24 protein-coding genes and 1 pseudogene are annotated in these 22,228 nt (G+C 68.9%); 15 read left to right on the top strand and 10 right to left on the bottom strand.

What is annotated here, in order from left to right:
- The 3 genes and pseudogenes from A5781_RS08005 to rplO form a co-directional block, all read left to right on the top strand.
- Positions 1-179, top strand: a pseudogene (locus A5781_RS08005) (30S ribosomal protein S5); the annotation flags it as partial.
- Positions 176-391, top strand: coding sequence for a 50S ribosomal protein L30 (rpmD, locus tag A5781_RS08000; RefSeq protein ID WP_067203571.1), 216 nt, complete (start codon positions 176-178; stop codon positions 389-391). The pseudogene A5781_RS08005 and the gene rpmD, both read left to right, overlap by 4 nt.
- Positions 388-828, top strand: coding sequence for a 50S ribosomal protein L15 (gene rplO, locus A5781_RS07995; RefSeq protein ID WP_067203570.1), 441 nt, complete (start codon positions 388-390; stop codon positions 826-828). Before rpmD ends, rplO begins: the two co-directional genes overlap by 4 nt.
- Here rplO and A5781_RS07990 read toward each other — a convergent pair whose 3' ends face one another.
- Positions 829-1,755, bottom strand: a complete 927-nt coding sequence (locus tag A5781_RS07990; protein ID WP_067203569.1) for an LLM class flavin-dependent oxidoreductase — start codon at positions 1,753-1,755, stop codon at positions 829-831.
- Between the two features lie 39 nt (positions 1,756-1,794).
- Between A5781_RS07990 and sppA the strand changes: the two genes are divergently transcribed.
- Positions 1,795-3,567 carry a signal peptide peptidase SppA gene (gene sppA, locus A5781_RS07985; RefSeq protein ID WP_067203568.1) on the top strand — a complete coding sequence of 591 codons (1,773 nt, stop codon included), beginning with the start codon at positions 1,795-1,797 and terminating at the stop codon, positions 3,565-3,567.
- Positions 3,568-3,571: 4 nt separating this feature from the next.
- On the opposite strand, the gene A5781_RS07980 is transcribed toward sppA, so the two are convergent.
- From A5781_RS07980 to A5781_RS07960, 5 genes are all read right to left on the bottom strand, one after another.
- Positions 3,572-4,486 carry a class I SAM-dependent methyltransferase gene (locus A5781_RS07980; protein ID WP_067203566.1) on the bottom strand — a complete coding sequence of 305 codons (915 nt, stop codon included), beginning with the start codon at positions 4,484-4,486 and terminating at the stop codon, positions 3,572-3,574.
- Between the two features lie 22 nt (positions 4,487-4,508).
- Positions 4,509-5,423 (bottom strand): class I SAM-dependent methyltransferase, encoded by a 915-nt coding sequence (locus tag A5781_RS07975; protein ID WP_067203563.1) that lies wholly within the window; start codon positions 5,421-5,423, stop codon positions 4,509-4,511.
- Positions 5,424-5,433: 10 nt separating this feature from the next.
- Complete coding sequence (locus tag A5781_RS07970) at positions 5,434-6,384, bottom strand: class I SAM-dependent methyltransferase (RefSeq protein ID WP_067203561.1); 951 nt, start codon at positions 6,382-6,384, stop codon at positions 5,434-5,436.
- A 123-nt stretch (positions 6,385-6,507) separates the two neighbouring features.
- Positions 6,508-7,542, bottom strand: a complete 1,035-nt coding sequence (locus A5781_RS07965) for a dihydrodipicolinate reductase (protein WP_066945838.1) — start codon at positions 7,540-7,542, stop codon at positions 6,508-6,510.
- A 22-nt stretch (positions 7,543-7,564) separates the two neighbouring features.
- Positions 7,565-8,203, bottom strand: coding sequence for a class I SAM-dependent methyltransferase (locus A5781_RS07960; protein ID WP_369817693.1), 639 nt, complete (start codon positions 8,201-8,203; stop codon positions 7,565-7,567).
- Between the two features lie 74 nt (positions 8,204-8,277).
- On the opposite strand from A5781_RS07960, the gene A5781_RS07955 reads away from it, so the two are divergent.
- The 3 genes from A5781_RS07955 to A5781_RS07945 all read left to right on the top strand — a co-directional run bounded on the left by A5781_RS07955 (position 8,278) and on the right by A5781_RS07945 (position 11,051).
- Positions 8,278-9,126, top strand: a complete 849-nt coding sequence (locus tag A5781_RS07955) for an AraC family transcriptional regulator (RefSeq protein WP_067203558.1) — start codon at positions 8,278-8,280, stop codon at positions 9,124-9,126.
- Between the two features lie 123 nt (positions 9,127-9,249).
- Positions 9,250-9,828 (top strand): TetR/AcrR family transcriptional regulator, encoded by a 579-nt coding sequence (locus tag A5781_RS07950; protein ID WP_067203591.1) that lies wholly within the window; start codon positions 9,250-9,252, stop codon positions 9,826-9,828.
- Positions 9,825-11,051 (top strand): cytochrome P450, encoded by a 1,227-nt coding sequence (locus tag A5781_RS07945; RefSeq protein WP_067203555.1) that lies wholly within the window; start codon positions 9,825-9,827, stop codon positions 11,049-11,051. The genes A5781_RS07950 and A5781_RS07945 overlap by 4 nt, the downstream gene beginning before the upstream one ends.
- On the opposite strand, the gene A5781_RS07940 is transcribed toward A5781_RS07945, so the two are convergent.
- Genes A5781_RS07940 through A5781_RS07930 form a run of 3 tightly spaced genes read right to left on the bottom strand, consistent with a single transcriptional unit; the run spans position 11,052 to position 13,608 of the window.
- Positions 11,052-11,969 (bottom strand): MBL fold metallo-hydrolase, encoded by a 918-nt coding sequence (locus tag A5781_RS07940; protein WP_067203553.1) that lies wholly within the window; start codon positions 11,967-11,969, stop codon positions 11,052-11,054. It abuts the gene before it with no gap.
- On the bottom strand, positions 11,969-12,631 hold the full coding sequence (locus A5781_RS07935; protein ID WP_156622590.1) for an L-fuculose-phosphate aldolase: 663 nt from the start codon (positions 12,629-12,631) through the stop codon (positions 11,969-11,971). The genes A5781_RS07940 and A5781_RS07935 overlap by 1 nt, the downstream gene beginning before the upstream one ends.
- A complete protein-coding gene (locus tag A5781_RS07930; RefSeq protein ID WP_067203589.1) occupies positions 12,628-13,608 on the bottom strand; it encodes an NAD(P)-dependent oxidoreductase in 981 nt (326 codons plus the stop codon). Before A5781_RS07930 ends, A5781_RS07935 begins: the two co-directional genes overlap by 4 nt.
- Positions 13,609-13,638: 30 nt before the next feature.
- Between A5781_RS07930 and A5781_RS07925 the strand changes: the two genes are divergently transcribed.
- On the top strand, positions 13,639-15,000 hold the full coding sequence (locus A5781_RS07925) for an FGGY-family carbohydrate kinase (RefSeq protein WP_067203587.1): 1,362 nt from the start codon (positions 13,639-13,641) through the stop codon (positions 14,998-15,000).
- Between the two features lie 9 nt (positions 15,001-15,009).
- A complete protein-coding gene (locus A5781_RS07920) occupies positions 15,010-15,675 on the top strand; it encodes a GNAT family N-acetyltransferase (protein WP_067203551.1) in 666 nt (221 codons plus the stop codon).
- 42 nt (positions 15,676-15,717) lie between these two features.
- Here the strand turns inward: A5781_RS07920 and A5781_RS07915 are convergent, their stop codons facing one another.
- On the bottom strand, positions 15,718-16,623 hold the full coding sequence (locus tag A5781_RS07915) for a class I SAM-dependent methyltransferase (protein ID WP_067203549.1): 906 nt from the start codon (positions 16,621-16,623) through the stop codon (positions 15,718-15,720).
- Between the two features lie 221 nt (positions 16,624-16,844).
- Between A5781_RS07915 and secY the strand changes: the two genes are divergently transcribed.
- From secY to A5781_RS07885, 6 genes are all read left to right on the top strand, one after another.
- Positions 16,845-18,170 (top strand): preprotein translocase subunit SecY, encoded by a 1,326-nt coding sequence (gene secY, locus A5781_RS07910; protein WP_067203547.1) that lies wholly within the window; start codon positions 16,845-16,847, stop codon positions 18,168-18,170.
- Entirely contained in the window at positions 18,167-18,712 is a 546-nt protein-coding gene (locus A5781_RS07905; protein ID WP_067203546.1) for an adenylate kinase, read from the top strand. Before secY ends, A5781_RS07905 begins: the two co-directional genes overlap by 4 nt.
- Positions 18,713-18,714: 2 nt before the next feature.
- The gene (map, locus tag A5781_RS07900; protein WP_067203544.1) at positions 18,715-19,515 is read left to right on the top strand and encodes a type I methionyl aminopeptidase; all 801 of its coding nucleotides are present in this window, start codon (positions 18,715-18,717) and stop codon (positions 19,513-19,515) included.
- A gap of 158 nt (positions 19,516-19,673) precedes the next feature.
- A complete protein-coding gene (locus A5781_RS07895; RefSeq protein WP_082939258.1) occupies positions 19,674-20,219 on the top strand; it encodes a sigma-70 family RNA polymerase sigma factor in 546 nt (181 codons plus the stop codon).
- 41 nt (positions 20,220-20,260) lie between these two features.
- On the top strand, positions 20,261-20,989 hold the full coding sequence (locus tag A5781_RS07890; protein ID WP_156624468.1) for an anti-sigma factor: 729 nt from the start codon (positions 20,261-20,263) through the stop codon (positions 20,987-20,989).
- 15 nt (positions 20,990-21,004) lie between these two features.
- On the top strand, positions 21,005-22,216 hold the full coding sequence (locus A5781_RS07885) for an NAD(P)/FAD-dependent oxidoreductase (RefSeq protein WP_067203536.1): 1,212 nt from the start codon (positions 21,005-21,007) through the stop codon (positions 22,214-22,216).
- The last annotated feature ends 12 nt before the right edge of the window (positions 22,217-22,228 follow it).

Here is a 22,228-nt window from a genome sequence, read left to right as displayed (position 1 = left end):
CGATCAACGTGGTGCATGCCACCGTCACCGCGCTCAAGCTGCTGCAGCGTCCCGAGGAGGTGGCGGCCCGCCGCGGGCTGCCCATCGAGGACGTCGCCCCGGCCGGAATGCTCAAGGCGCGACGGGAAAGTGAAGCGCTGGCCGCCAGTGCCGCGCGTGAGGGAACGGCACCGCAATGAGCGAACTGAAGATCACCCAGGTGCGCAGCACCATCGGGGCCCGCTGGAAGCAGCGGGAGAGCCTGCGCACCCTGGGCCTGCGACGGATCCGCCATTCGGTGATCCGTGAGGACAACCCGCAGACCCGCGGCCTGATCGCGGTGGTCAACCACCTCGTCGAGGTGGAGCCGGCCGAGGCGCAAGCCGCAGGGACCGGAGGGAAGAAGAAATGACGATCAAGCTGCACGACCTGAAGCCCGCGCCCGGGTCGAAGACCGCCCGCACCCGCGTCGGTCGCGGTGAGGGCTCAAAGGGCAAGACCGCGGGCCGCGGCACCAAGGGCACCAAGGCCCGCAAGAACGTGCCGGCCACCTTCGAGGGTGGGCAGATGCCGATTCACATGCGGCTGCCCAAGCTCAAGGGCTTCCGGAACCGGTTCCGCACCGAATACGAGGTCGTCAACGTCGGCGACCTCAATCGGCTGTTCCCCCAGGGCGGTTCCATCGGCGTCGACGAGCTGGTGGCCAAGGGCGCGGTCCGCAAGAACTCTTTGGTCAAGGTCCTCGGCGACGGCAAGCTGACCGTCAAGGTCGAGGTTTCCGCGCACAAGTTCAGCGGCAGCGCCCGCGAGAAGATCACCGCCGCGGGCGGATCGGCGACCGAGCTGTAGTCAGCCCAGCCGCGGAATGACTTCCGCGGCAAGGCGTTCCATCTGCTCCCGGTCCTCTCCGACATCGACACCGACGGGATTTAGCAGCAGGTATTCGGCCCCCGCGTCGATCACCTCCCGCAGCCCCCGTGCCACGTCGTCGGGCGTGCCCGACACCGGAACGTCTTCGACGCCGGGCATCTTGCCGTAGATCCGCCGCAGGCCGGCCAGCACCCGCTCGCGGGCCCGCGCCGCATCGTCGTCGACCATCAGGTAGACGCGTTTGCCGATGGTGAAATGCGCTGGGTCCTTTCGCTGTTCGTCGATTTCCTGACGCACCACGGTCACGGCCCCGGCGAAGGCCCGGGTGGTCGACGAACCGGCGCCGAGGAAGGAGTCGCCGTGGCGCACCGCCCTGGCCAGGGCCTTCGGGGCCTGACCGCCGAACCAGATGGGCGGGTGCGGCCGTTGTACCGGCTTTGGCTGGATCGGCACGTCGTCGACGTCGCGGAACCGGCCATGGAAGGTAACCCGGGGTTCGTCGGACCAGGCGGCCTTCATCAGCTTGAGGCCCTCGGTGAAATACGAGATGTACGTTTCCTTTTCGACGCCGAACGCGGCGAACCTGCGGAAGCCGCCGCCGGTTCCGACGCCGACGTCCAGCCGGCCGTGGCTGAGCCGGTCGACCGCGGTGACCGAAGAGGCCAGCTGCAGCGGATCGTGCAATGACGTCACCAGCACGGCGACCCCGAGGCGCAGCCGCTCGGTGCAGGCCGCGCAGTAGGCCAGCAGCTCCAGCGGCGCCAGCAGCGGTGCGTCCCCGATGATCTGCTCGAGCACCCAACCCCCCTCGAACCCGAGCTCCTCGGCCCGAAGCAGGTAGGCGCGCAGCCCGTCGGCTTCGAAGCGGTCGTAGTCGAGTTGGGGGATGGCGATCGAGAACCTCACCCAACCACCGTACGGCGGCGGTGTCGGTACGCTGCAAACATGTTCGCCTTCCTGCCCTCGATGCCCAGGGTCGACGACGTCCGCGCGTTGGCCGTACGAGTCGACACCGCCCGCCACCACGGCGTACCCAATGGCTGTGTCCTCGAGCTCGACCTGCGTTCGGCGCCGCCGGAGGCCACGGGGTTCGACCCGCTCGCGATCTTCACCGGTGGGAGGCCGCTGGCGTTGCGCGACGCCGTCGCCGCGATCCACCGCGCGGCGGAGGACCCGCGGGTCGCCGGGCTGATCGCCCGGGTGCAACTTGCGGCGTCACCTCCGGCGGCGGTGCAGGAGCTACGCGAGGCCATTGTTGCGTTCACCGCCGCCAAGCCGTCGCTGGCCTGGGCGGAAACCTATCCGGGCACCCTGTCCTACTACCTGGCCTCGGCGTTCGGCGAGGTCTGGATGCAGCCGTCGGGAAGCGTCGGGCTGATCGGCTTCGCGAGCAACGAAACCTTCCTGCGCGACGCGTTCGACAAGGCGGGGATCGAACCCCAATTCGTCGCGCGCGGCCAATACAAGTCGTGGGCAAACCGTTTCACCGAACACGGATTCACGACCGCCCATCGCGAGGCAGTCACCCGGATGCTGGAAAGCCTGCAGCAGCAGGCGTGGCAGGCGATCGCCGAATCGCGCAGGCTCGACCCCGGCGCGCTCGACACGCTGGCCGACCGCGCCCCGTTGTTGCGTGACGACGCCGTGGCCGCCGGCCTGCTCGATCGGATTGGATTTCGCGACGAAGCCTACGCCCGCATAGCGGAACTGGTTGGGGTGAAAGACGTTTCGGATGATACCGCCCCGCCGCGGTTGTACTTGGCGCGTTACGCCGGTGCGGCCCGCTCCCGGCTGGCCCCACCCAAGCCATCGGTTCCCGGCCGCCGGCCCAAGCCGACCCTGGCCGTCATCACCGTCGACGGCACGATCGTCGACGGACGCGGCGGGCCGCAGTTCCTGCCGCTGGGCACCGCCACCGCCGGCGGCGACACCATCGGGGCGGCGCTACGGGAGGCCGGCGCCGACGACTCGGTGTCCGCGATCGTGCTGCGGGTTAACAGCCCCGGCGGCACGATCACCGCGTCGGAGAGCATCTGGCGCGAGGTGACCCGCGCCCGCAAGCGGGGCAAGCCGGTGGTCGCGTCCATGGGCGCGGTCGCCGCCTCCGGCGGTTACTACGTCTCGATGGGGGCCGACGCGATCGTCGCCAATCCGGCGACGGTCACCGGTTCGATCGGTGTGATCACCGGCAAGCTGGTGATCCGCGATCTGCTGGAGCGGTTGGGGGTTGGGTCGGATACCGTGCGCACCAACGCCAATGCCGACGCCTGGTCGATCGACGCACCGTTCACGCCGGAGCAGCAGGCGCATCGAGAAGCCGAGGCGGACCTGTTCTATGCCGACTTCGTGCAGCGGGTCGCCGAAGCCCGCAACCTGACCGCCGAGGCGGTCGATCGTGTTGCGCAGGGACGAATCTGGACCGGCGCCGACGCCCTGGACCGCGGCTTGGTCGACGAACTCGGCGGGTTCCGCACCGCCGTGCGCCGGGCCAAGGTTCTGGCCGACCTCGACGAGGACAGCGACGTCCGCATCGTCAGTTATCCGGGCTCATCGCTGCTGGACATGGTGCGGCCCCGCGCCTCGTCGCAACCCGCCGCCGCATCGCTGCCGGACGCGCTGGCGGCCCTGCTGGGCCGCACGGTCACCGGTGTCCTGAACAACGTCGAGCAGACGCTGAGCGGCGCCAGCGTGCTGTGGCCGGGCCCGTCGCGGTTCTAGAAACCTAGCCGGTGAGACTGCCGCTGATGAAGATGATCTCGCCGAGCGGATCGTCGTTTTCCGGGGCGGGCGCGTCGATGCCCTGGCGCCGGAACAGTTCCGTGCGGGTGGTGCCTTCGACGTCCCACCGCTTGGATCGCAGATAGTCCACGACGTGGTTGCGCTCGCCGGCGTAGACCAGCGACGCCATGTCGATGTCCACGCCGTGCTCGCGGAAGGAACCGGACATCTCCCGGACCTTGTCGGCATCGAAATCGACGATGCCGGGCACGAATTCGGTGGCGATCGTGCTCCCGGGCACGCTGAGGGCGGTGATGTTGTCGAACAACCGGTCCTGGGCTTCCGGCGGCAGGTAGATCAGCAGGCCTTCGGCCAGCCACGCGGTAGGCGCCGTCGTATCGAACCCGGCCGCTTTCAGGGCGGCCGGCCAGTCGGCGCGCAGGTCGATCGGCACGGTGCGCCGCGTCGCGGTCGGTTCGGCACCGATGCCGGCCAACGTGCCCGTCTTGAATTCGATCACCCGGGGTTGGTCGATCTCGTACACCACCGTGCCGTCCGGCCACGGCAACCGGTAGGCGCGCGAGTCCAATCCGGACGCGAGGATCACCACCTGCCGGATTCCGCCGCCGGTGGCGTTGACGAAGTAGTCGTCGAAGTACTTGGTGCGCACCGCCATTCCGTCGACCATCGCCTGCACGCGCACCAGCGACGCGTTCTCGATCGCCTCGAGGTCCAGCTCGCCGTCCATCATCTTGGTGAAGAAGTCCACCCCGACCGCGCGCACCAGCGGTTCGGCGAACGGGTCGTGGATCAGGCCGCGGGGATCCTTCGTCGCCATGGCCCGCCCGGCGGCCACCATGGTCGCGGTCGCGCCCACACTGGACGCCAGGTCCCACTCGTCGTCGTGAGCGCGTGACATAGGGGAGACCCTAGCCAACCCGCTACGCCAGCGTCGCGGCGACGTAGCTCAACTCACCGAAGGTTGCCGACATCTCGTCCTCGGGGAATTCAAAGCCGTTCTGGGCGTACAACTCCCGGGCCGGGTGTGTCTCCACCTGCCAGCCGTGCGTTTTCAGGTAGTCGACGACGACGTTGCGTTCGCCCCGGTAGAAGAGGTCGGCCGCGTTGAGGTTGAAGCCGAAGCGCTGCCACCGTTCGCTGATGCGCTCCAATCGCTCGTCGGAGAAGGCGTTGGGGTCGGGCACGTGTTCGGTGGCCACCCGGCTGCCCGGCGCGCTGAGCGCGGTGACGTTGTCGAACAACCGGTCTTGGGCCTCGGGCGGCAGGTACGGCAGCAGCCCTTCCGCGCTCCACGCGGTCGGCTGCGTCACGTCGAACCCGCCGTCGCGCAACGCCGCCGGCCAGTCGTCACGCAGGTCGACGGCGATCGCGCGGCGCTCGGCTGTCGGGGCGGCGCCGAGGTCGGCCAGCGTGTCGGTCTTGAACGCGATAACCTGCGGCTGGTCGATCTCGTAGACGACGGTGCCCGCCGGCCACGGCAAGCGGTAGGCGCGGGTGTCCAGGCCCGACGCCAGGATCACCGCCTGCCGCACACCAGCTTTGGTGGCACCGGTGAAGAAGTCGTCGAAAAACCGGGTGCGAACCGTGATCTGCTCGGCCCGGGCCTTGCGGTTGAACAGCGGGTCGTCCTCGAAATCGACCTGTCCGTCGATGATGCGGATGAAGGGCTCCAGTCCGACGGCGCGGACCAGCGGTTCGGCCAGCGGATCGTCGAGTAACGCGTCGGGTCCCTGAGACGCCACCGCGCGGGATGCGGCGACCATGGTGGCCGTCGCTCCCACGCTGGACCCGGGCCCCCAGCTGTCACCTTCGGTACGTCCCGATTCCACAGTCATGCCAAGGCTCCTATTTCTTGTCCAGCGTGCCGCTTACGTAAAGCACCTCGCCCATGCGTGTGTCGTCGTCCTCGAGCGGCGGAAGCCCGTTGGCCGAGAACAGCTCCCGGATGCTCGCGCCGTTCAGCGACCAACCGCGCTCGCCGAGGTAGGGGGCGGCCTCGTTGCGGTCCCCGAAGTAGACGAGCCCCGCCATGTCCAGGTCGAAACCGTGCGCACGCCAGCGTTCGGAGATTTGCTGCATGCGCTCCTTGAGCTTCTCCTCGTCCCCGGGCTCGGGGTTGGGCGCGCTCTCGACCGCCACTCGGCTGCCCTGGGCGCTGAGTTCGGTGATGGTGTCCAGCAGGCGGTCCTGCGCCTCCGGGGGCAGGTAGCCCAGCAGGCCCTCGGCGCTCCACGCGGTCGGCTGGGACGGGTCGAATCCGGCGGCGCGCAATGCGGCGGGCCAGTCGTCGCGCAGGTCGACGGCCACCACGCGCCGGTCGGCGGTGGGCGCGGCGCCCAGCTCGGCCAGCGTGCGCGACTTGAACGCGATCACCTGTGGCTGATCCACCTCGTAGACGACGGTCCCGGCGGGCCATGCCAGCCGGTAGGCACGGGCATCCAGCCCCGAAGCCAGGATCACCGCCTGCTTGATGCCCGCGCGCGTCGCGTCCAGGAAGAACTCGTCGAAGAACTTCGTGCGCACGGCCATGTTGTCGGCCATCCGGGACATCGCCCCGGTGGATCCGGTCGCGCCGTCGTGCGCGTCGTTCAGCTCGTCCGGGTTCACCTCGCCGGTCGCCAGCCGGGTGAGGAGGTCGACGCCCACGGCCCGCACCAGCGGCTCGGCGAACGGGTCGTTGATCAGCGGACGGTCGGCGCGGGTGGCCACGGCGCGGGCGGCCGCGACCATCGTTGCGGTCACCCCGACACTGGACGCCAGGTCCCAGGTGTCGCCCTCATACCTGGTGGAAGTCATGTTCGCCCCTGTTCAGAAGTAGTCAGGCTAATATTTAGCTAATTTAACAAGCCTCCACCACTGTACGCTTCCCCCGATTCGCGGCAACCCGGGCGGCGCCGCGAAGGTCGTGTTCGACCAGCGCTAGAGCAGGGCGCCCCGGGATCCGGTGACGGGCAGATCGATCGGCGTGATGACCCCCGGCTGCGCGTCGCACAGGAACGGTATGGCGTTGACCGCCGCGACGGCCGTGCTGTCCATCAACACGGTCATCACGTCCTCGCCGGGTTTGCCGAACCGGATCGTCGCGTCCACGCGTGGCTCGCCTTCGATCACCACGCTGAATCCCTTGGGGTCCGTCCATTGTGGGTCCAGCGCGTCGTCGCTCATGGTCCAGCAGATGGCCAGCTCGACCACCGGGCGGCCCCCGCGATAGCCGCGATAGGTGCGGCGCTGGCCCCCGGCGGTCCCCGCGGCGTAGTTCACCCAGCCCAGATCCAGGTCCCGGGTCAGCACCGCGGGCTCGACGAATGCCTCCTTGGAGTCGAGCTCGGTACCCAGCATGGCGGCGATCATGTCCAGCGTCTCGAAGTAGCCGAGTCCGTATCGTTGCGTCGCCGGGTCGAGGTGCGTCACCCGCTCACGGGGTGGCTTGCCGAATCCGAGCACCTTCCACACATCCTGTATGGGATAGGTTGTGCAGTCCAACGTTTCGACGAGCTTGACGCTGTGCACCCGTCGGCACGCGCCGGTGAGGAACCCGGCGACGACGTTGATGAAGCCCGGCTCGAATCCCGTCCCCAGGAAGGTCGCGTTGCCCCGTCGGGCTGCTTCCTCGAGGGCCGGGAGTTCGGCCGGGTGGTGGGTGCCGGTCAGGAAGTCTCCGGTCGTGACCACGTTGATGCCGCGGCGCAGCATCCTTTCCACCAGTTCGTAGTCGATGGCCCGCGGCATGTAGTTCACGCAGTCCGGCGCCAGGTCGAGCAGCGCGTCGACGTCGTCCGTCGCGGTGACGCCGGTCGGGGGCCGGTCCGCGAGCTCCCCGGCGTCGCGCCCCACCTTCTCCGCCCCCAGGGCGTGCACGCCCACCACGTCGAAGTCGTCGCGGTCGAGCAGGATGCCGAGGGCTCGCTTTCCGATGTTGCCGGTGGACCACTGAACCACGCGGTAGGGCGCCATGGCATCAACCGTAACTGGCGGTCTAGGCGGGGCGGGTGGCGCGATAGTAGTTCAATCGCCCGAGAACGCGGTGCCGCTCCGAGGCGACCTCGGTGCACTCGAAACCGGCCCCGCGCAGCAGTCGCGGGATCGCGTCGCCGAGGTTGCCGGCCGCGTGGTGGTTGCGCCTGATGAGCCGCGCCAGCAGGCCGTGGTCATCGGTCATGTCGCCGCCGATGTCGACCAGGTGCAGCCGGCCGCCCGGGCGAAGGACGCGGAAAACCTCCGCCGCCGCAGCGGTTTTGGCGTCGTCGCCGATATGGTGCAGCATCAAAGACGACAGCACCCGGTCGAATTCGCCGTCGGCGTAGGGCAGCCGTTCGGCGTAGCCCTGCTCGAAGCGGATCCCCTCCGCCTTTCGCTTCGCCCGGTCAAGCGCCCGCGGGTCGGGATCGCATCCGACCACCTCCAGCTGGGGATGGGAGCGTTTCGCCCGAATGGTGAGATTGCCCGTGCCGCAGCCGATTTCCAGGATGCGGAGGCAGTTGTCGAGTTCGGCCTGCGCGAGGAGCGCGTCGTGGACCCTCTTCATGCCGAGCAGGCGTGACATCAGGTCGTAGGTGGGGAGCAACGCGTCGTGGCCGGCGGCCGGCAGGTAGTCATGTGGATGATGTTTTGTCACGCAATCCATGGTGAACCGATGCATCGGCAAAGAATTGGGTGATCCTCGGAGAAACTTGAACTATTTTCGGTGATATGGCGCAACCGGCTCGGATGGTTCGGCAGCGCGCGGGGGTGCCGGTCTACGCATACCGGACCGATCCCGACACCCCCCCGGTCACGGTGGTGCGGTCCGGCCCGGAGGATTTTGTCGACCGCGGTCGCCACATCCACGACTTCCCGGCGCTGTGGTACCTGCCCGCGCCCGGGCTTGTCTACGTGGCAGCCGCGGGGCGGGTGCTCGATCCCGCGCAGTTGGCCGATCGCGACGCCGGTATCGCTGTCTTCTTCGACCCCGCGGCCCTGGGCGAGGACGGGCGATCGCCGTGGCCGGCGTGGCGGGCGCACCCGCTGCTGTTCCCGTTCCTGCACGGGCACGCCGGCGGGATTTTGCGGCTGGAGGTGCCCGCGGCGCGACGGCCGGTCTGGGACGCGGCGATCGGGTCGATCGAAGCCGAGCTGCTCGCACGGCAGGACGGCTATCGGCAGGCCGCCTTGGCGCATCTGACGCTGTTGCTGATCGACCTCGCGCGGCTGGCGGGCCCGGTGGTGGCCGAGCTGCGCCGCGCGGGCGAGCCGCTGCTGGCCGAGGTGTTCGAGGTGATCGACCGCCGGCACGCCGAGGCATTGTCGCTGCGCGACGTCGCGGGCGAACTTGGCGTGACGCCCGGGCACCTGACCACCGTGGTGCGGCGCCGCACCGGGCGCACCGTCGGGGAGTGGATCACCGAACGCCGGATGGCCGAGGCCCGCGGGCTGCTGGCCGATACGGATTTGCCGATCGCCGAGGTCGCCAGGCGGGTGGGGATCGCCGATCCCGGCTATTTCAGCCGGCTGTTCGGCCGGACCCACGGGCTCTCGCCCCGCGGGTGGCGACGGCGCTGACGAGGCGTCCCGGTCCTGTCGAGCGGTCACTGGGGGGCCCGAATCCCTTCGCCACCGTTGACGAGCGCGCCGAACGTTGTTCTAATCAGAACATTGTTCGAAAGGGCCCGGATGGGAGAACGCATGCAGACTGCATCAGGTGCGCCGGTGTTGCGGCACGGAGCGCTCGACCGGGCGCACTTGACCAAGCACCTGTTGCAATTGGCCAAGCGTGTCGGCGTCAACCGGGTCACGATGCGCGAGCTGGCCGCTGAGGCGGGCACGGCCGCCTCGTCGGTGTACTACCACGTCCGTGACAAGCGCGAATTGCTCGATCTGCTCATCGAATCCGTGCTCGCCCAGATCGAGGTGCCGCAGGAGGGCGACTGGGAGTCACGGTTGATCGCGCTCTACACGAATGCGTGGAAGGAGCTGGTCGAGGTGCCCGGGATCACCGTCCTGCTGCTGGAACATCCGCACACGGCGGCGGCCACCGAGATGGACCGCGCCTCTCGCGGAATCCTGCACGAATCCGGTTTGAACGCGGAACATTTCGATGCGGCACACGCCACGCTCTACGTCCACCTGCTGGGGGCAGTGCAGCTCGAGCAAATCCGTCACGCCGGTGCCGGGGCACACGGTCCAAGTGACGAAGCGTTTGCGTACGGGTTGCGGTTGATATTGGGCGGTCTGCGAAGCGAAATCGGGGGTGGTGCATCATGAGCGACACGACGATCGACCTCGCCGAGCCGGCGATCTGGTCATCGCGCTTTCCCGACGATCTGTTCGCCGAACTGCGCGCCCGTACGCCGGTGTTTCATCAGCGGCTCACCGAGGAGGTGAGGTCGGCCGTCGGCCGCGAATTCTGGGTGTGTACCAAGCACGCCGACGTGGCACGGGTGCATCGCGACTACGAGACGTTCACCGCGACACGCGGACCGCTGATCCAGGACGTAGCACTGTTCGACGCTTACCCGGCGGTCGTGAGTCTGGACCCGCCGGATCACACCGTCCGCCGCCGGCTCATCACGCGTGCCTTCACTCCGCGCGCGGTCGCCAAGTTGGAAGATGGAATTCGCAGTCGGGCCAAAGAGATGGCCGGGGCACTGCGGGAGTCCGGAGGTGGCGAGTTCGTCGACCTGGCCGCCGGATTGCCCATATCGGTGATCGGCGACATCGTGGGGATCCCCGAATCCGACCGCCCGCATGTTTTCGGTTTGATTGATCGAGTTCTGAAGACCGCTGGTGCACAGATGTCCCTCCCCGAAGGGGACGATCTGTTGCCCTTCGTGGAGCTGTTCGAATACGCAAGCTCGCTGACGGCGCACAAACGCGAACATCCCGTGGACGACATCTGGAGTGCGCTGTGCACCACGGAAGTCACGGAAGAATCCGGAAAGCGCTTCCTGCTGCCCTCCAACGAGTTGGAGATCTTCTTCTTCATCCTCGGGCTGGCGGGTGCCGATACGACACGAAACGCGTTGTGCGACGGGATTCGTGCTTTCGTCGACAACCCCGACCAGATGGCGATCTATCGTTGTGAACCCGGTGCGCGCGCCACGGCGGTCGAGGAGGTGATCCGCTATTCCACGCCCATCATGTTCTGGGTACGCGGAGCGACCAAGGACGTCCACCTCGGCGACGTTCTGATCCCGGCGGGTGCGCGCGTGGTGACGATGTTGCGATCGGCCAATCGCGACGAGGACGTCTTCGAGGATCCCTACAGGTTTGACATTCGCCGTAATCCCAATCCGCACCAGTCGTTTGGCGGTGGCGGCGCCCATCACTGCCTGGGGGCCATGCTGGCCCGAGCGGAAGTCCGGGCCGCCCTGGACGAGATCTTGTTGAACACCGACCTGATCGAGGTCGGCGAGCCGACCATGGTGCTTCCCGACCTGACGAACAACATGACGGTGTACGAATCGCTGCGGGTCCGCTTTAGCTAGTCAGAGGGATTCGATGTCCAGCCAGCGGTCGACGTCGAATCGGTCCTCGGCGGCGAGGATCGTCGCACCACCGCGTCCGGGGTAGTGCGCGGGAATCACGGCGGCCTTCGCCTGGACTGCCTCGGTGAAGATCCGGCGGCGGGTCACCGCGGCGGCGGGGCCGTCCACGTCGAAGGCGCAGGCGTCGGCGGGGCGACGCAACTGCAGCGGGCTGTGGGTGAGATCGCCGACGAAGACGGCCGGCTGACCCGCATCCAGCCACAGCACCGAGGAGCCCGGCGTGTGCCCGGGGGCGGGCCGCAGCCGCAGCGACGGGCTGATCTGGTAATCGTCCGACCATTGGACGAGCTGTCCCGCCGCCGCGATCGGTGCGACGCTGTCCGCGAACACGAGCTGGTCGCCGCGCTGCTGAGCCGCTTCCTCCTCGCTGCGCGGCGATCGCCTCGCCGCGGGCCCATCGGGTGCGAAGTGCTGGTAGTCGGCGGCCGGCACCACGTATCGGGCGTTGGGAAACGTCGGCACCCAGGAATCGTTGTCCAGCATAGTGTTCCACCCGACATGGTCGGAGTGGACGTGGGTGTTGACTACCACGTCCACGGCGGCGCGGTCGACGCCCGCGGACCGCAGGGCGGCCAGGAATCCGGTGTTGAGGTGGTCCAGGGGTGGCATGTGCGGGCGTTGGCGGTCGTTGCCGACACCGGTGTCCACGACGACGGTCAACCCGTCGACCTCGATGACCCAGCTTTGGATCGCGATGTGCCACTGATCGGTCGATGGGTCGAAGAAGTCCGGCACCAGCAGGTCGGCGTTGTCTTGCCAGCCGGACGGCGGTGTTTGCGCGAAAAGGCGTGTCGTCAGGTCGAATTGGAGTTCGAGGACCCGCGCCACGCGCGCGTGGCCGAACCGGACCGAGCGCATCAGGCGTTCGCGCGCAGGTAGCCGTATACGCCGGCGAAGTTGCGGTTGACGTCCTCGGGGATGGGCACCGGGCCGCCGAGCGCCCTTGCGCCCCAAACGATTTGGGCGGTGCGCTCCACCAGGGCGGTGATGTGCAGCACCTTGTCCGGTCGTGGCCCCACGGCCACCAGGCCGTGGTTGGCGATCAACGCGGCGCCCCGGCCGTCGAGCGCCTTGACGGCGTTGGCGCCGACGTCGGGGGTGCCGGAGGCGGCGTACTCGGTGCAGCGGACGTCCCCGCCGCAGTACACCGCGAACTCATCGATGCACGCCGGAATCGATTGGTGCGCAATGGCGAACATGGTCGCCCACACCGGGTGGCTGTGAATGACGCTGCCGATGTCGTCGAACGCGCGGTAGCAGGCCAGGTGCAGCTGCATCTCCGAGGACGGCGAGCGGCCGTCCGCGGCGTGCAGCACGGCGCCGTCCGGGTCTATGAGCACGAGGTCGTCGAGCTGCATGTCGCGGTAGTCGACCGACGACGGGGTGATGACGATGTTGCCGTCGGAGCGCCGCGCGGAGATGTTGCCCGCGGTTCCCTCGACCAGGCCCCGGCGCAGCATGTCCTTGGCCGCGTCGAGCACCGCCGTTTCGGGGTGGGCCACCGATTTCACGGACGTCATGGGCCGAGCACCTCCGGGTTGACGATGTGGGCGGGCATCCCGCCGGCCAGCAGCGCTTCCAGGTCGTCGGCCACCATCTGCGCCTGCCGAGCCTCAGTGTTCCACGTGGCGCCGCCGATGTGAGGCGTCAGCACGACATTGGGCATGCCGACCAGCGGGTGGTCGGTGGGCAGCCATTCGCCGACGAAGTGGTCCAGGCCGGCGGCGGACACCTTGCCGTCGCGCAGCGCGTCGACGAGCGCGTCGGTGTCGTGCAGCTGGGCGCGGGCGGTGTTGAGGAAGACCACGCCGTCACGCATGGCGGCGAACTGCGGCGCCCCGATCATGCCGACCGTGTCGTCGGTGACGGGCGCGTGCAGGGAGACGACGTCGGCCTCGCCCAGCAGCTCGTCCAGGCCGTGCCGGGCGTCGTCGTTGTAGGGGTCGTGGGCGATGACCCGCAGGCCCAGCCCGGACAGCCGCCATGCGGTGGCGCGGCCGACGGCGCCGAGGCCCACCAGACCGGCCGTGCGCCCGGCGACCTCCCAGCCGCGGAACCGCTGATAGGGGATGCTGCCATCGCGAAAGATGTTGCCGCTGCGGACATCCGCGTCGGCGGGCAGGAGCTGGCGGGTGACGGCCAGCAGCAGCGCGACCGTCATCTCGGCGACCGCGTCGGCGTTGCGGCCCGGGGTGTTCAGCACCGGGACCCCGGCCGCGGTGGCCCCCGCGATGTCGACGTTGTTGGGGTCGCCGCGGGTCGAGGCGATCACCCGCAGGCCCAAGTCGAACACCGGCCCGCCGACCGAGTCGCTTTCCACCACAACGACATCGGCGGCCTCGGTGGTGATGCGTTCGGCCAGTTGTTCGGCGCTGTAGATCCGCAGCGGGGTCTGCTCGATCCACGGGTCGTACACCACGTCGGCCAGCTGCTTCAGCTTGGCGAAGCCCGGTCCCCGCAGCGGGGCCGTCACCAACGCGCGCGGTCTTGACGTCACGAACCCCAATGCTGGCGTACGGTGACGCCCGTGTCACGTGAAGTCGTCACAATCGGCATCGACGTCGGGAGCACCGCGGTCAAAGCCGTCGCCGCGGACGCCGACGGCCGGGTGACGGCGCGGGCGCGGATCCCGCACCAGCTACGGGTGCCGGCGCCCGGCCGGCTCGAGCACGACGCCGGCGAGGCGTGGCGGCGGGGGCCGGTGGCGGCGCTGAACCAGCTGAACCCCGGGCCGAACGTCCGCGCGGTGGCCGTATCGGCGATGGTGCCGTCGCTGACGGCCGTCGACGCCGCGGGCGTGCCGACGACGCCGGGACTGTTGTACGGCGACGAACGGGGCCGAACACCGGAACAATCGGTGCAGCCGCTGCCGGCCCTGGGCGAGGCCGCCGAGTTCCTGCGCTGGACGGCGGCGCAGGCGCCGGACGCGGCCGGGTACTGGCCGGCACCGGCGGTGGCCAACCACGCCCTTGCGGGCGAGGCGGTGATCGACTTCGCCACCGCTGCGACCGCGTACCCGCTGTTCGACGGGACGGGCTGGAACCCCGAGGCGTGCGCCGAGCGCGGCGCGCGGCCCGAGCAGATGCCGCGGGTGGAGAGCATGGGGGCCGCCGTGGGGCAGGTGCACGGCAGCGGCGCCGCGCTGGGAATCGGCGCGATCGACGCGTTGTGCGAGCAGATCGTGGCGGGCGCCGACCGCGACGGCGACGTGCTGGTGCTGTGCGGCACCACCTTGATCGTGTGGACCACCATCCCCGAGGCCCGGCAGGTGCCGGGCCTGTGGACCATCCCCCATACCGCCGCGGGCAAGAGCCAGATCGGTGGGGCGAGCAATGCCGGCGGGCTGTTCCTCGGCTGGGTGGACCGCGTGGTCGCATCCGGTGACCCGGCCGCCGCGCAGCCCGGGCGGGTGCCGGTGTGGTCGCCCTACATTCGCGGGGAGCGCACCCCGTTCCATGACCCGGATCGGCGGGCCGTGCTCGACGCGCTGGACCTCACCCACGACGCGGCCGCGCTGCGCCGGGCCGCCTACGAGGCGTCGGGCTTCGTGGTCCGTCAGCTCATCGAGCTGAGCGGGGCGCCGGTGGCACGGATCGTCGCCACGGGCGGCGGCACCCGGGTCGGACCGTGGATGCAGGCCATCGCCGACGCCACCGGGCGGCCGGTGGAGGTGTCGGCGGTGCCCGAGGGGGCGGCGCTGGGCGCGGCCTTCCTCGGGCGCATGGCGGCCGGCCTGGAAACCTCGATCGCCGACGCCGCCCGCTGGGTCTCCACCGAGCGGGTCGTCGAACCCGATGCCGCCTGGGCCGCCGCGGTCGAGGACCGCTACCAGCGGTTCCTGGAGCTGGGAAACCGGGGATGTAGCGCGCTCCCTCCGGCGGCGTTCTAGGCTGGTGCAATGACCGACCACGATCGCAAAGCCGCCCGTCGCGAGATTGCCGATGCCCTGCTGAAAGCTCTTGAACGGCGCCATGAAATCGCCGACGTCGTGGTGGAGTCCGAGAACAAGGCGGCCGCGGTCGAGGCGATCGTCCGACTGCTCGACACCTCCCACGTGGCCGCAGAAGCGGTGATGGGGATGTCGTTCGATCAGCTCACCATCGACTCGCGCCGCAAGATCCTGTCCGAGCTCGAGGACCTCAACAAACAGCTCAGCTTCACCCTCGGCGAGCGTCCGGCCAGCTTGGGCGAGACCCTGGAGCTGCGGCCCTTCTCGGCGGAAAACGACCGCGACATCTTCGCCGCCCGCACCGAGGACATGGGTGCCGCCGGGGACGGGTCCGGCGGCCCGGCCGGCAACCTCGACGACGAGATCGGCGCGGCGCTTGGGCGCCTCGACGACGAGGAGGCGGCGTGGTTCGTGGCCGTCGATTGCGGGGAGAAGGTCGGGATGGTGTTCGGCGAGCTGCTCGGGGGCGAGGTCAACGTGCGCATCTGGATCCACCCGGAGCACCGCAAGAAGGGTTACGGCACGGCCGCCCTGCGCAAATCGCGCACCGAGATGGCCTGGTGCTTCCCCGCCGTGCCGATGGTGGTGCGCGCGCCGTCCGCCAGGCCCGCCTGAGCTACGGCAAAGCCGTTGGCGGCGTAGGGCTTTCGCGGGCGCCTAGCTCAACGTCGCCGTGACGGCGACGATGTTGCGCAGCTGGGACGTCTCGTCGTCCGGGAAGACGAGGCCGTAGTCGGCGAAGTACTCGCGCCGCTCCCGGGTGCTCACCCGCCAACCGCGGCCGGTCAGGTACTCCACGACGTTGCTGCGCTCCCCGTCGAAGAACAGACCCGACAGGTCGATGTCGCATCCCAGGTTTGCCCACCGCTCGTTGAACTGCCGCGCGCGTTCGCTCATCGTCCGGCCGGAGTCGCCGTGGAATTCGGTGGCCAGCGTGCTCCCGGGCGCGCTGAGCTCGGTGATGTTGTCGAAGAGCCGGTCCTGGGCTTCGGGCGGCAGGTACATGAGCAGCCCCTCGGCGCTCCACGACGTCGGTTGCGCCGGGTCGAAACCGCTGCGCCGCAACGCTTCCGGCCAATCGTCGCGCAGATCGACACTCACGGTGCGCCGCTCGGCGGTCGGGGAGGCGCCCAAATCGGTCATGGCGGCGGTCTTGAACTCGACGACCTTGGGCTGATCCACCTCGTAGACGACGCTCCCGGGCGGCCAGCTCAGCCGGTACGCGCGAGCGTCGAGGCCGGCGGCCAGGATCACCGACTGGCGGATCCCATCCCGGGCGGCGTTGAGAAAGAAGTCGTCGAAGAAGCGCGTGCGCACCGCGATCGAATCCGTTTCCAGCTGCAGATCCCGTTCGCCGTCCTGCGCGTCCGTAGGGGCCACTTCACCGTCGACCAGTTGGCGGAAGAATTCCAGGCCGACAGCTCGCACCAGCGGCGCCGCGAACGGGTCGTCGATGATCGGGTCGGTGCCCTCGCTGGCCAGCGCGCGGGCCGCGGCGACCATCGTGGCCGTGGCGCCGACACTGGAGGCCAAGTCCCAACTGTCTTGGTCAGTGCGTGTCATGCTGCTCCCCATTTACTTAGCAAATGCAACGAACGAAGAGCACTCTACGCCCCACGGCTTGCGGCTCCCTGTGCTTTTTATGGGTCGTCGTTGACGGCCCTGGACGGAGCTGCCCAGACCAGCTGTTAGTCTCGTACACGGTTTGACGCGCGACGCCGTACGTCCTGGCCTGCGGGTGTTGGGCGCGTAATGCAGGAGACCCCCGGCTCGCAGGAGGAAGAGTGCTTTCGGCTTTCATCTCATCGCTGCGGACAGTCGACCTGAGACGGAAGATCCTCTTCACGCTGGGAATCGTCGTTCTCTATCGGCTGGGCGCTGCTTTGCCGTCCCCTGGCGTCAATTTCCCGAACGTCCAGCAGTGCATCAAGGAGGCCAGCGGCGGCGCGGCCGGACAGATCTATTCGCTGATCAACCTGTTCTCCGGCGGTGCGCTGCTGAAGCTGACGGTGTTCGCGGTCGGGGTGATGCCCTACATCACCGCCAGCATCATCGTGCAGCTGCTCACGGTGGTCATCCCGCGGTTCGAGGAACTGCGCAAGGAGGGCCAGTCCGGCCAGGCCAAAATGACGCAGTACACCCGCTATCTGGCCATCGCGCTGGCGGTCCTGCAGGCGACCAGCATCGTGGCGCTGGCGGCCAACGGCGGGTTGCTACAGGGCTGCTCGCTGGACATCATCGCCGACCAGAGCATCTTCACGCTGGTCGTCATCGTGATGGTGATGACGGCCGGAGCGGCGCTGGTCATGTGGATGGGCGAGCTGATCACCGAGCGGGGCATCGGCAACGGCATGTCGTTGCTGATCTTCGTCGGCATCGCGGCGCGCATCCCGTCCGAGGGCAAGACCATCCTGGACAGCCGCGGCGGGATGATCTTCGCCGCAGTCTGCGTCGCCGCCCTGGTCATCATCGTCGGCGTGGTGTTCGTCGAGCAGGGGCAGCGCCGCATCCCGGTGCAATACGCCAAGCGCATGGTGGGCCGGCGCATGTACGGCGGAACGTCGACCTACCTGCCGCTCAAGGTCAACCAGGCCGGCGTCATCCCCGTCATCTTCGCGTCGTCGCTCATCTACATTCCGCACCTGATCACGCAGCTGATCCGCAGCGGCAGCGGTGGAGTGGGCAACAGCTGGTGGGACAAGTTCGTCGGCAGTTACCTGTCCGATCCCAGCGATCCCATCTACATCAGCATCTATTTCGGGCTGATCATTTTCTTCACGTACTTCTACGTGTCCATCACGTTCAACCCCGACGAACGTGCCGACGAGATGAAGAAGTTCGGCGGGTTCATTCCGGGCATCCGGCCGGGCAAGCCCACCGCCGACTACCTGCGTTATGTGCTGAGCCGGATTACCCTGCCGGGCTCGATCTACCTCGGCGCCATCTCGGTGCTGCCCAACGTGTTCCTGCAAATCGGCAATGGCGGAGCGGTTCAGAATTTGCCGTTCGGCGGTACCGCGGTTTTGATCATGATTGGCGTCGGCTTGGATACGGTCAAGCAGATCGAGAGCCAGCTGATGCAGCGCAACTATGAAGGGTTCCTGAAGTGAGAGTCGTTTTGCTGGGCCCGCCGGGGGCGGGCAAGGGAACGCAGGCCCAGAAGCTCTCCGAAAAGCTCGGGATCCCGCACATCTCCACCGGTGAGCTCTTCCGCAGCAACATCGAGAACGGGACCAAACTCGGCCTGGAGGCGAAGCGCTATCTGGACGCCGGCGACCTGGTGCCCTCGGAGTTGACCAACCAGCTCGTCGACGACCGCCTCAGCGATGCCGACGCGGCTGCCGGCTTCGTCCTGGACGGGTATCCGCGGTCGACGGAGCAGGCCAAGGCGCTGCACGAAATGCTCGAACGCCGCGGCACCGACATCGACGCGGTGCTGGAGTTCCGCGTCTCGGAGGACGAGCTGCTGCAACGGCTCAAAGCCCGTGGCCGCGCCGACGACACCGACGACATCATCCTGAACCGGATGAAGGTATACCGCGACGAGACCGCGCCGCTGCTCGAGTACTACCGCGACGAACTCAAGACGGTCGACGCCATCGGCACCTTGGACGAAGTGTTCGCCCGCGCCCTGCAAGCGCTGGGCAAGTAATCATGAGCGCGCTGGCGCGGCTGCGGAGTCGCAAAGTCGTGCCGCAGCGCACCGCCGGTGAGCTGGACGCGATGGCGGCGGCAGGGGCGGTGGTCGCGGCCGCGCTGCAGGCGGTGCGGGCGGCCGCGGTGCCCGGGGTGTCGACGCTGGGCCTCGACCAGATCGCCGAGTCGGTGATCCGGGAGGCGGGCGCGATACCGTCGTTCCTCGGCTATCACGGTTACCCCGCGTCGATCTGCGCGTCGGTCAACGAGCGGGTGGTGCATGGGATTCCGTCGGCCGCCGAGATCTTGGCCCCCGGCGACCTGGTGTCCATCGACTGTGGCGCGATCCTGGACGGCTGGCACGGTGACGCCGCAATCACGTTCGGCGTCGGCACCCTCGACGCGGCCGACCAGGCGCTCTGCGACGCCACCAGGGAATCGCTCGAAGCCGGCATCGCGGCGATGGTCCCCGGCAACCGGCTGACCGACGTCTCGCACGCCATCGAAACGGGCACGCGCGCGGCGGCCGACCGGCACGGGCGCGCGTTCGGGATCGTGGAGGGCTACGGCGGCCACGGCATCGGGCGGCACATGCACATGGACCCCTTCCTGCCCAACGAGGGCTCACCCGGGCGCGGCCCGCTGCTCGCCCCCGGGTCGGTGCTGGCGATCGAACCGATGCTGACCCTCGGGACGGGCAAGACCGTGGTGCTCGACGACGCGTGGACCGTCACCACCTCCGACGGGTCCCGTGCGGCACACTGGGAGCACACCGTCGCGGTCACCGACGCCGGGCCGCGCATCCTGACCCTGGCTTAGCGTCACCACCCGCGATCGCGAGCGCGGCGGAGGCGGGTGAAGCGGGTCGTGGCCATTGAACCGGCCGCGATCGCGAGCGCGGCGGAGCCGGGTGAAGCGGGTCGTGGCCATTGAACCGAGCAGCCGTTCGACTCGTTTCAGTAGTCGGAGGTGATGGAGTGGCCCGTGTTGCAGGGAATTGGAGGGCGTCCGGGACCGCCGAAGCCGCCCTGATGAAGGCGCTGTACGACGAACACGCAGCGGTTTTGTGGCGTTACGCGCTCCGGCTCACCGGGGATGCGAGCCAGTCCGAGGACGTCGTGCAGGAGACGTTGCTGCGGGCCTGGCAGCATCCGGAGGTCGTCGGGGATACCGAGCGCTCGGCGCGGGCCTGGCTGTTCACCGTCGCGCGCAACATGATCATCGACGACCGGCGCAGCGCACGGTTCCGCAACGTCGTCGCTTCGACCGACGAGGCGGGGGCACCCGAACGGTCGACGCCGGACGAGGTGAACGCGGCGCTGGACAAGCTGCTGATCGCCGACGCGATGGCGCAGCTCTCCGCCGAACACCGGGCCGTGATCGACCGGTCGTACTACCGCGGATGGACCACCGCGCAGATTGCTGCAGACCTCGGGATTGCGGAGGGAACCGTGAAGTCGCGATTACACTACGCCGTGCGGGCGTTGCGACTCACTCTGCAGGAACTTGGAGTTACCCGCTGAGGGGCTCCGAAAGCTTGAAGGGTGCGAAGGAAATGGATGACATGAAGACGCCGCTGCGGGGCATCGGCCCGCCGGACGATCCGTACGTGATGTGGGATGCCGCATATGTCTTGGGCTCGTTGTCGGCCGTGGAGCGACGCGAATTCGAGGCGCACCTGGCGCACTGCCCGGCGTGCCGGGGGGCCGTCGCCGACCTGAGCGGCGTGCCGGCGCTGCTCTCGCAGCTCGGCCCGGACGAGGTGGCGGCGATCAACGACTCAAACCCGGCCGCCGGATGGTCGGCGACACCGGAGATGTCGCCGGAGCTCTTGACGTCGTTGCTGGCCAAGGTGAGCTGGCGCCGGCGCCGCACGCGGATAGTGACCTGGGTGGCCTCGTCGGCCGCGGCGGTGGTGCTGGCGATCGGCGTGTTCGTCGGGGTGCAGGGGTATTCCTCGTCCCCGTCGCAGCAGGTGACCGCGTCCTCGGCGCCCATGGCGCAGGTGGGCACCACCCTGCTGGCGTCGACGGTCGAGCTGGCCAGCCAGCACTGGGGAACCTCCATCAACCTGCGGTGCGTGTGCCTGGCCCCGCTCAACGCGCACCACGACACGCTGGCGATGGTCGTGGTGGGTCGCGACGGCAGCCAGACCCGGCTGGCGACCTGGGTGGCCGAACCCGGCCACACCGCGACGCCCGCGGGCAGCATCTCGACGCCGGTCGACCAGATCGCGGCCGTGCAGGTGGTGGCCGCCGATAGCGGCCAGGTCCTGTTGCAGCGTTCGCTCTAGGGGTCGGGAGCTACGGTGTCTGGCCACGGGCGTCCACTGCGGGCGCTGGTGGTGGGCGCCGGCGTCGGCGGGATTGCCGTTGCCCGCGGATTGTCGCGGGACGGACACGACGTCACCGTCTTCGAGCGCCGACCGGAGGTGCGGGCTGCCGGCGGTGCGGTGACGATCTGGTCCAACGGCGAGACGGTGCTTCGGCAGCTGGGCGTCGACATGGACCGGGCCGGTCAGCCGCTGTCGACCGTGCGGGCCGTGACGGCCACGGGCCATCCGCTTGCCACGCTCGACGTGTCCGCGATGGCGGATCGGCTCGGCGCGCCCGTCCGGATGGTTCCGCGCCGGGTCCTGCTGGAGCGGTTGCTGGACGGGTTTCCGGCCGACCGCATTCGATGCGGGGCCCGCGCGATCGCGTTGGCCGCTACGGGCGACGCCGTGCGGGTCGGGTTCGACGACGGCAGCTGCGCCGAGGGAGACCTGTTGATCGGCGCCGACGGCCTGCACTCGATGGTCCGGGACAGCGTCGGCGGGCGGCAGGCGAAACCCACCGGCTGGTGCAGCTGGCAGGGGCTCATCGCCCTGGCGGAGATCTCGGAGAAGGACACCGCACTCATGGTCATCGGCGACCGCGGAAACCTTGGCCTGTGGCCGGCCGGGGGCTCCGAGGTGCAGTGGTGGTTCGACCTGCCGTGGTCCTACGACTTCGTGCGGCCGCAACGTCCGATCGAAACGATCCGGTCCCACTTCGCCGGATGGTCGGACGCCGTCGACCGGGTGCTGGCGGCCCTGACCGACGATGATCTGGCGCACTCGCCGTATCCGCATTTCCGGCATCCGATACCCCCGGCGGGCCGGGGCCCGGTGACGCTGCTCGGCGACGCCGCCCACACGATGCCACCCACCCTGGCGCAGGGGACCAACCAGGCGCTGCTCGACACCATGGTGCTGTGCAAGGCGCTGTCGGGTCTTCAAGGCAGCGCCTCCACAGGCGACGTGCAGAGCGCGCTGCGCTGGTATGAGAAGACCCGCCGGCACAAGGTGATGGCCGTATCCAGGGTGGCGTCACTGCCGGTCTCGCACGGTGAGTTCGTGCTGCGCCCGGCCGCTCTGATCCCCGACCGGCTGCAGGCCCGCGCACTGACGATGTTTCTGCGCTGGACGAGTCACCCGCGGATGTCCGCGGAGATCAGCCGAGAACTGGGGGCGGCGACGACCAGCAGATCCAGCCCATGAACGACGAATTCA

This window comes from Mycobacterium sp. 852002-30065_SCH5024008, from assembly GCF_001665645.1.
Classification (GTDB): Bacteria; Actinomycetota; Actinomycetes; order Mycobacteriales; family Mycobacteriaceae; genus Mycobacterium; species Mycobacterium paraffinicum.
The sequence above is the reverse complement of the archived record's forward strand: the minus strand, read 5'-3'. Positions and strand labels throughout refer to the sequence as shown.

Bases quoted from the DNA above. Each gene is read 5' to 3' on its own strand.
- A5781_RS07935 (WP_156622590.1), bottom strand. From the start codon at position 12,631: ATGACGTCCGTGAAATCGGTGGCCCACCCCGAAACGGCGGTGCTCGAC.
- A5781_RS07940 (WP_067203553.1), bottom strand. From the start codon at position 11,969: ATGCGCTCGGTCCGGTTCGGCCACGCGCGCGTGGCGCGGGTCCTCGAA.
- rplO (WP_067203570.1), top strand. From the start codon at position 388: ATGACGATCAAGCTGCACGACCTGAAGCCCGCGCCCGGGTCGAAGACC.
- A5781_RS07975 (WP_067203563.1), bottom strand. From the start codon at position 5,423: ATGACTGTGGAATCGGGACGTACCGAAGGTGACAGCTGGGGGCCCGGG.
- map (WP_067203544.1), top strand. From the start codon at position 18,715: ATGAGCGCGCTGGCGCGGCTGCGGAGTCGCAAAGTCGTGCCGCAGCGC.
- A5781_RS07890 (WP_156624468.1), top strand. From the start codon at position 20,261: ATGAAGACGCCGCTGCGGGGCATCGGCCCGCCGGACGATCCGTACGTG.
- A5781_RS07920 (WP_067203551.1), top strand. From the start codon at position 15,010: ATGACCGACCACGATCGCAAAGCCGCCCGTCGCGAGATTGCCGATGCC.
- A5781_RS07915 (WP_067203549.1), bottom strand. From the start codon at position 16,623: ATGACACGCACTGACCAAGACAGTTGGGACTTGGCCTCCAGTGTCGGC.
- A5781_RS07980 (WP_067203566.1), bottom strand. From the start codon at position 4,486: ATGTCACGCGCTCACGACGACGAGTGGGACCTGGCGTCCAGTGTGGGC.
- rpmD (WP_067203571.1), top strand. From the start codon at position 176: ATGAGCGAACTGAAGATCACCCAGGTGCGCAGCACCATCGGGGCCCGC.
- A5781_RS07965 (WP_066945838.1), bottom strand. From the start codon at position 7,542: ATGGCGCCCTACCGCGTGGTTCAGTGGTCCACCGGCAACATCGGAAAG.
- A5781_RS07950 (WP_067203591.1), top strand. From the start codon at position 9,250: ATGCAGACTGCATCAGGTGCGCCGGTGTTGCGGCACGGAGCGCTCGAC.
- sppA (WP_067203568.1), top strand. From the start codon at position 1,795: ATGTTCGCCTTCCTGCCCTCGATGCCCAGGGTCGACGACGTCCGCGCG.
- A5781_RS07970 (WP_067203561.1), bottom strand. From the start codon at position 6,384: ATGACTTCCACCAGGTATGAGGGCGACACCTGGGACCTGGCGTCCAGT.
- A5781_RS07945 (WP_067203555.1), top strand. From the start codon at position 9,825: ATGAGCGACACGACGATCGACCTCGCCGAGCCGGCGATCTGGTCATCG.
- A5781_RS07955 (WP_067203558.1), top strand. From the start codon at position 8,278: ATGGCGCAACCGGCTCGGATGGTTCGGCAGCGCGCGGGGGTGCCGGTC.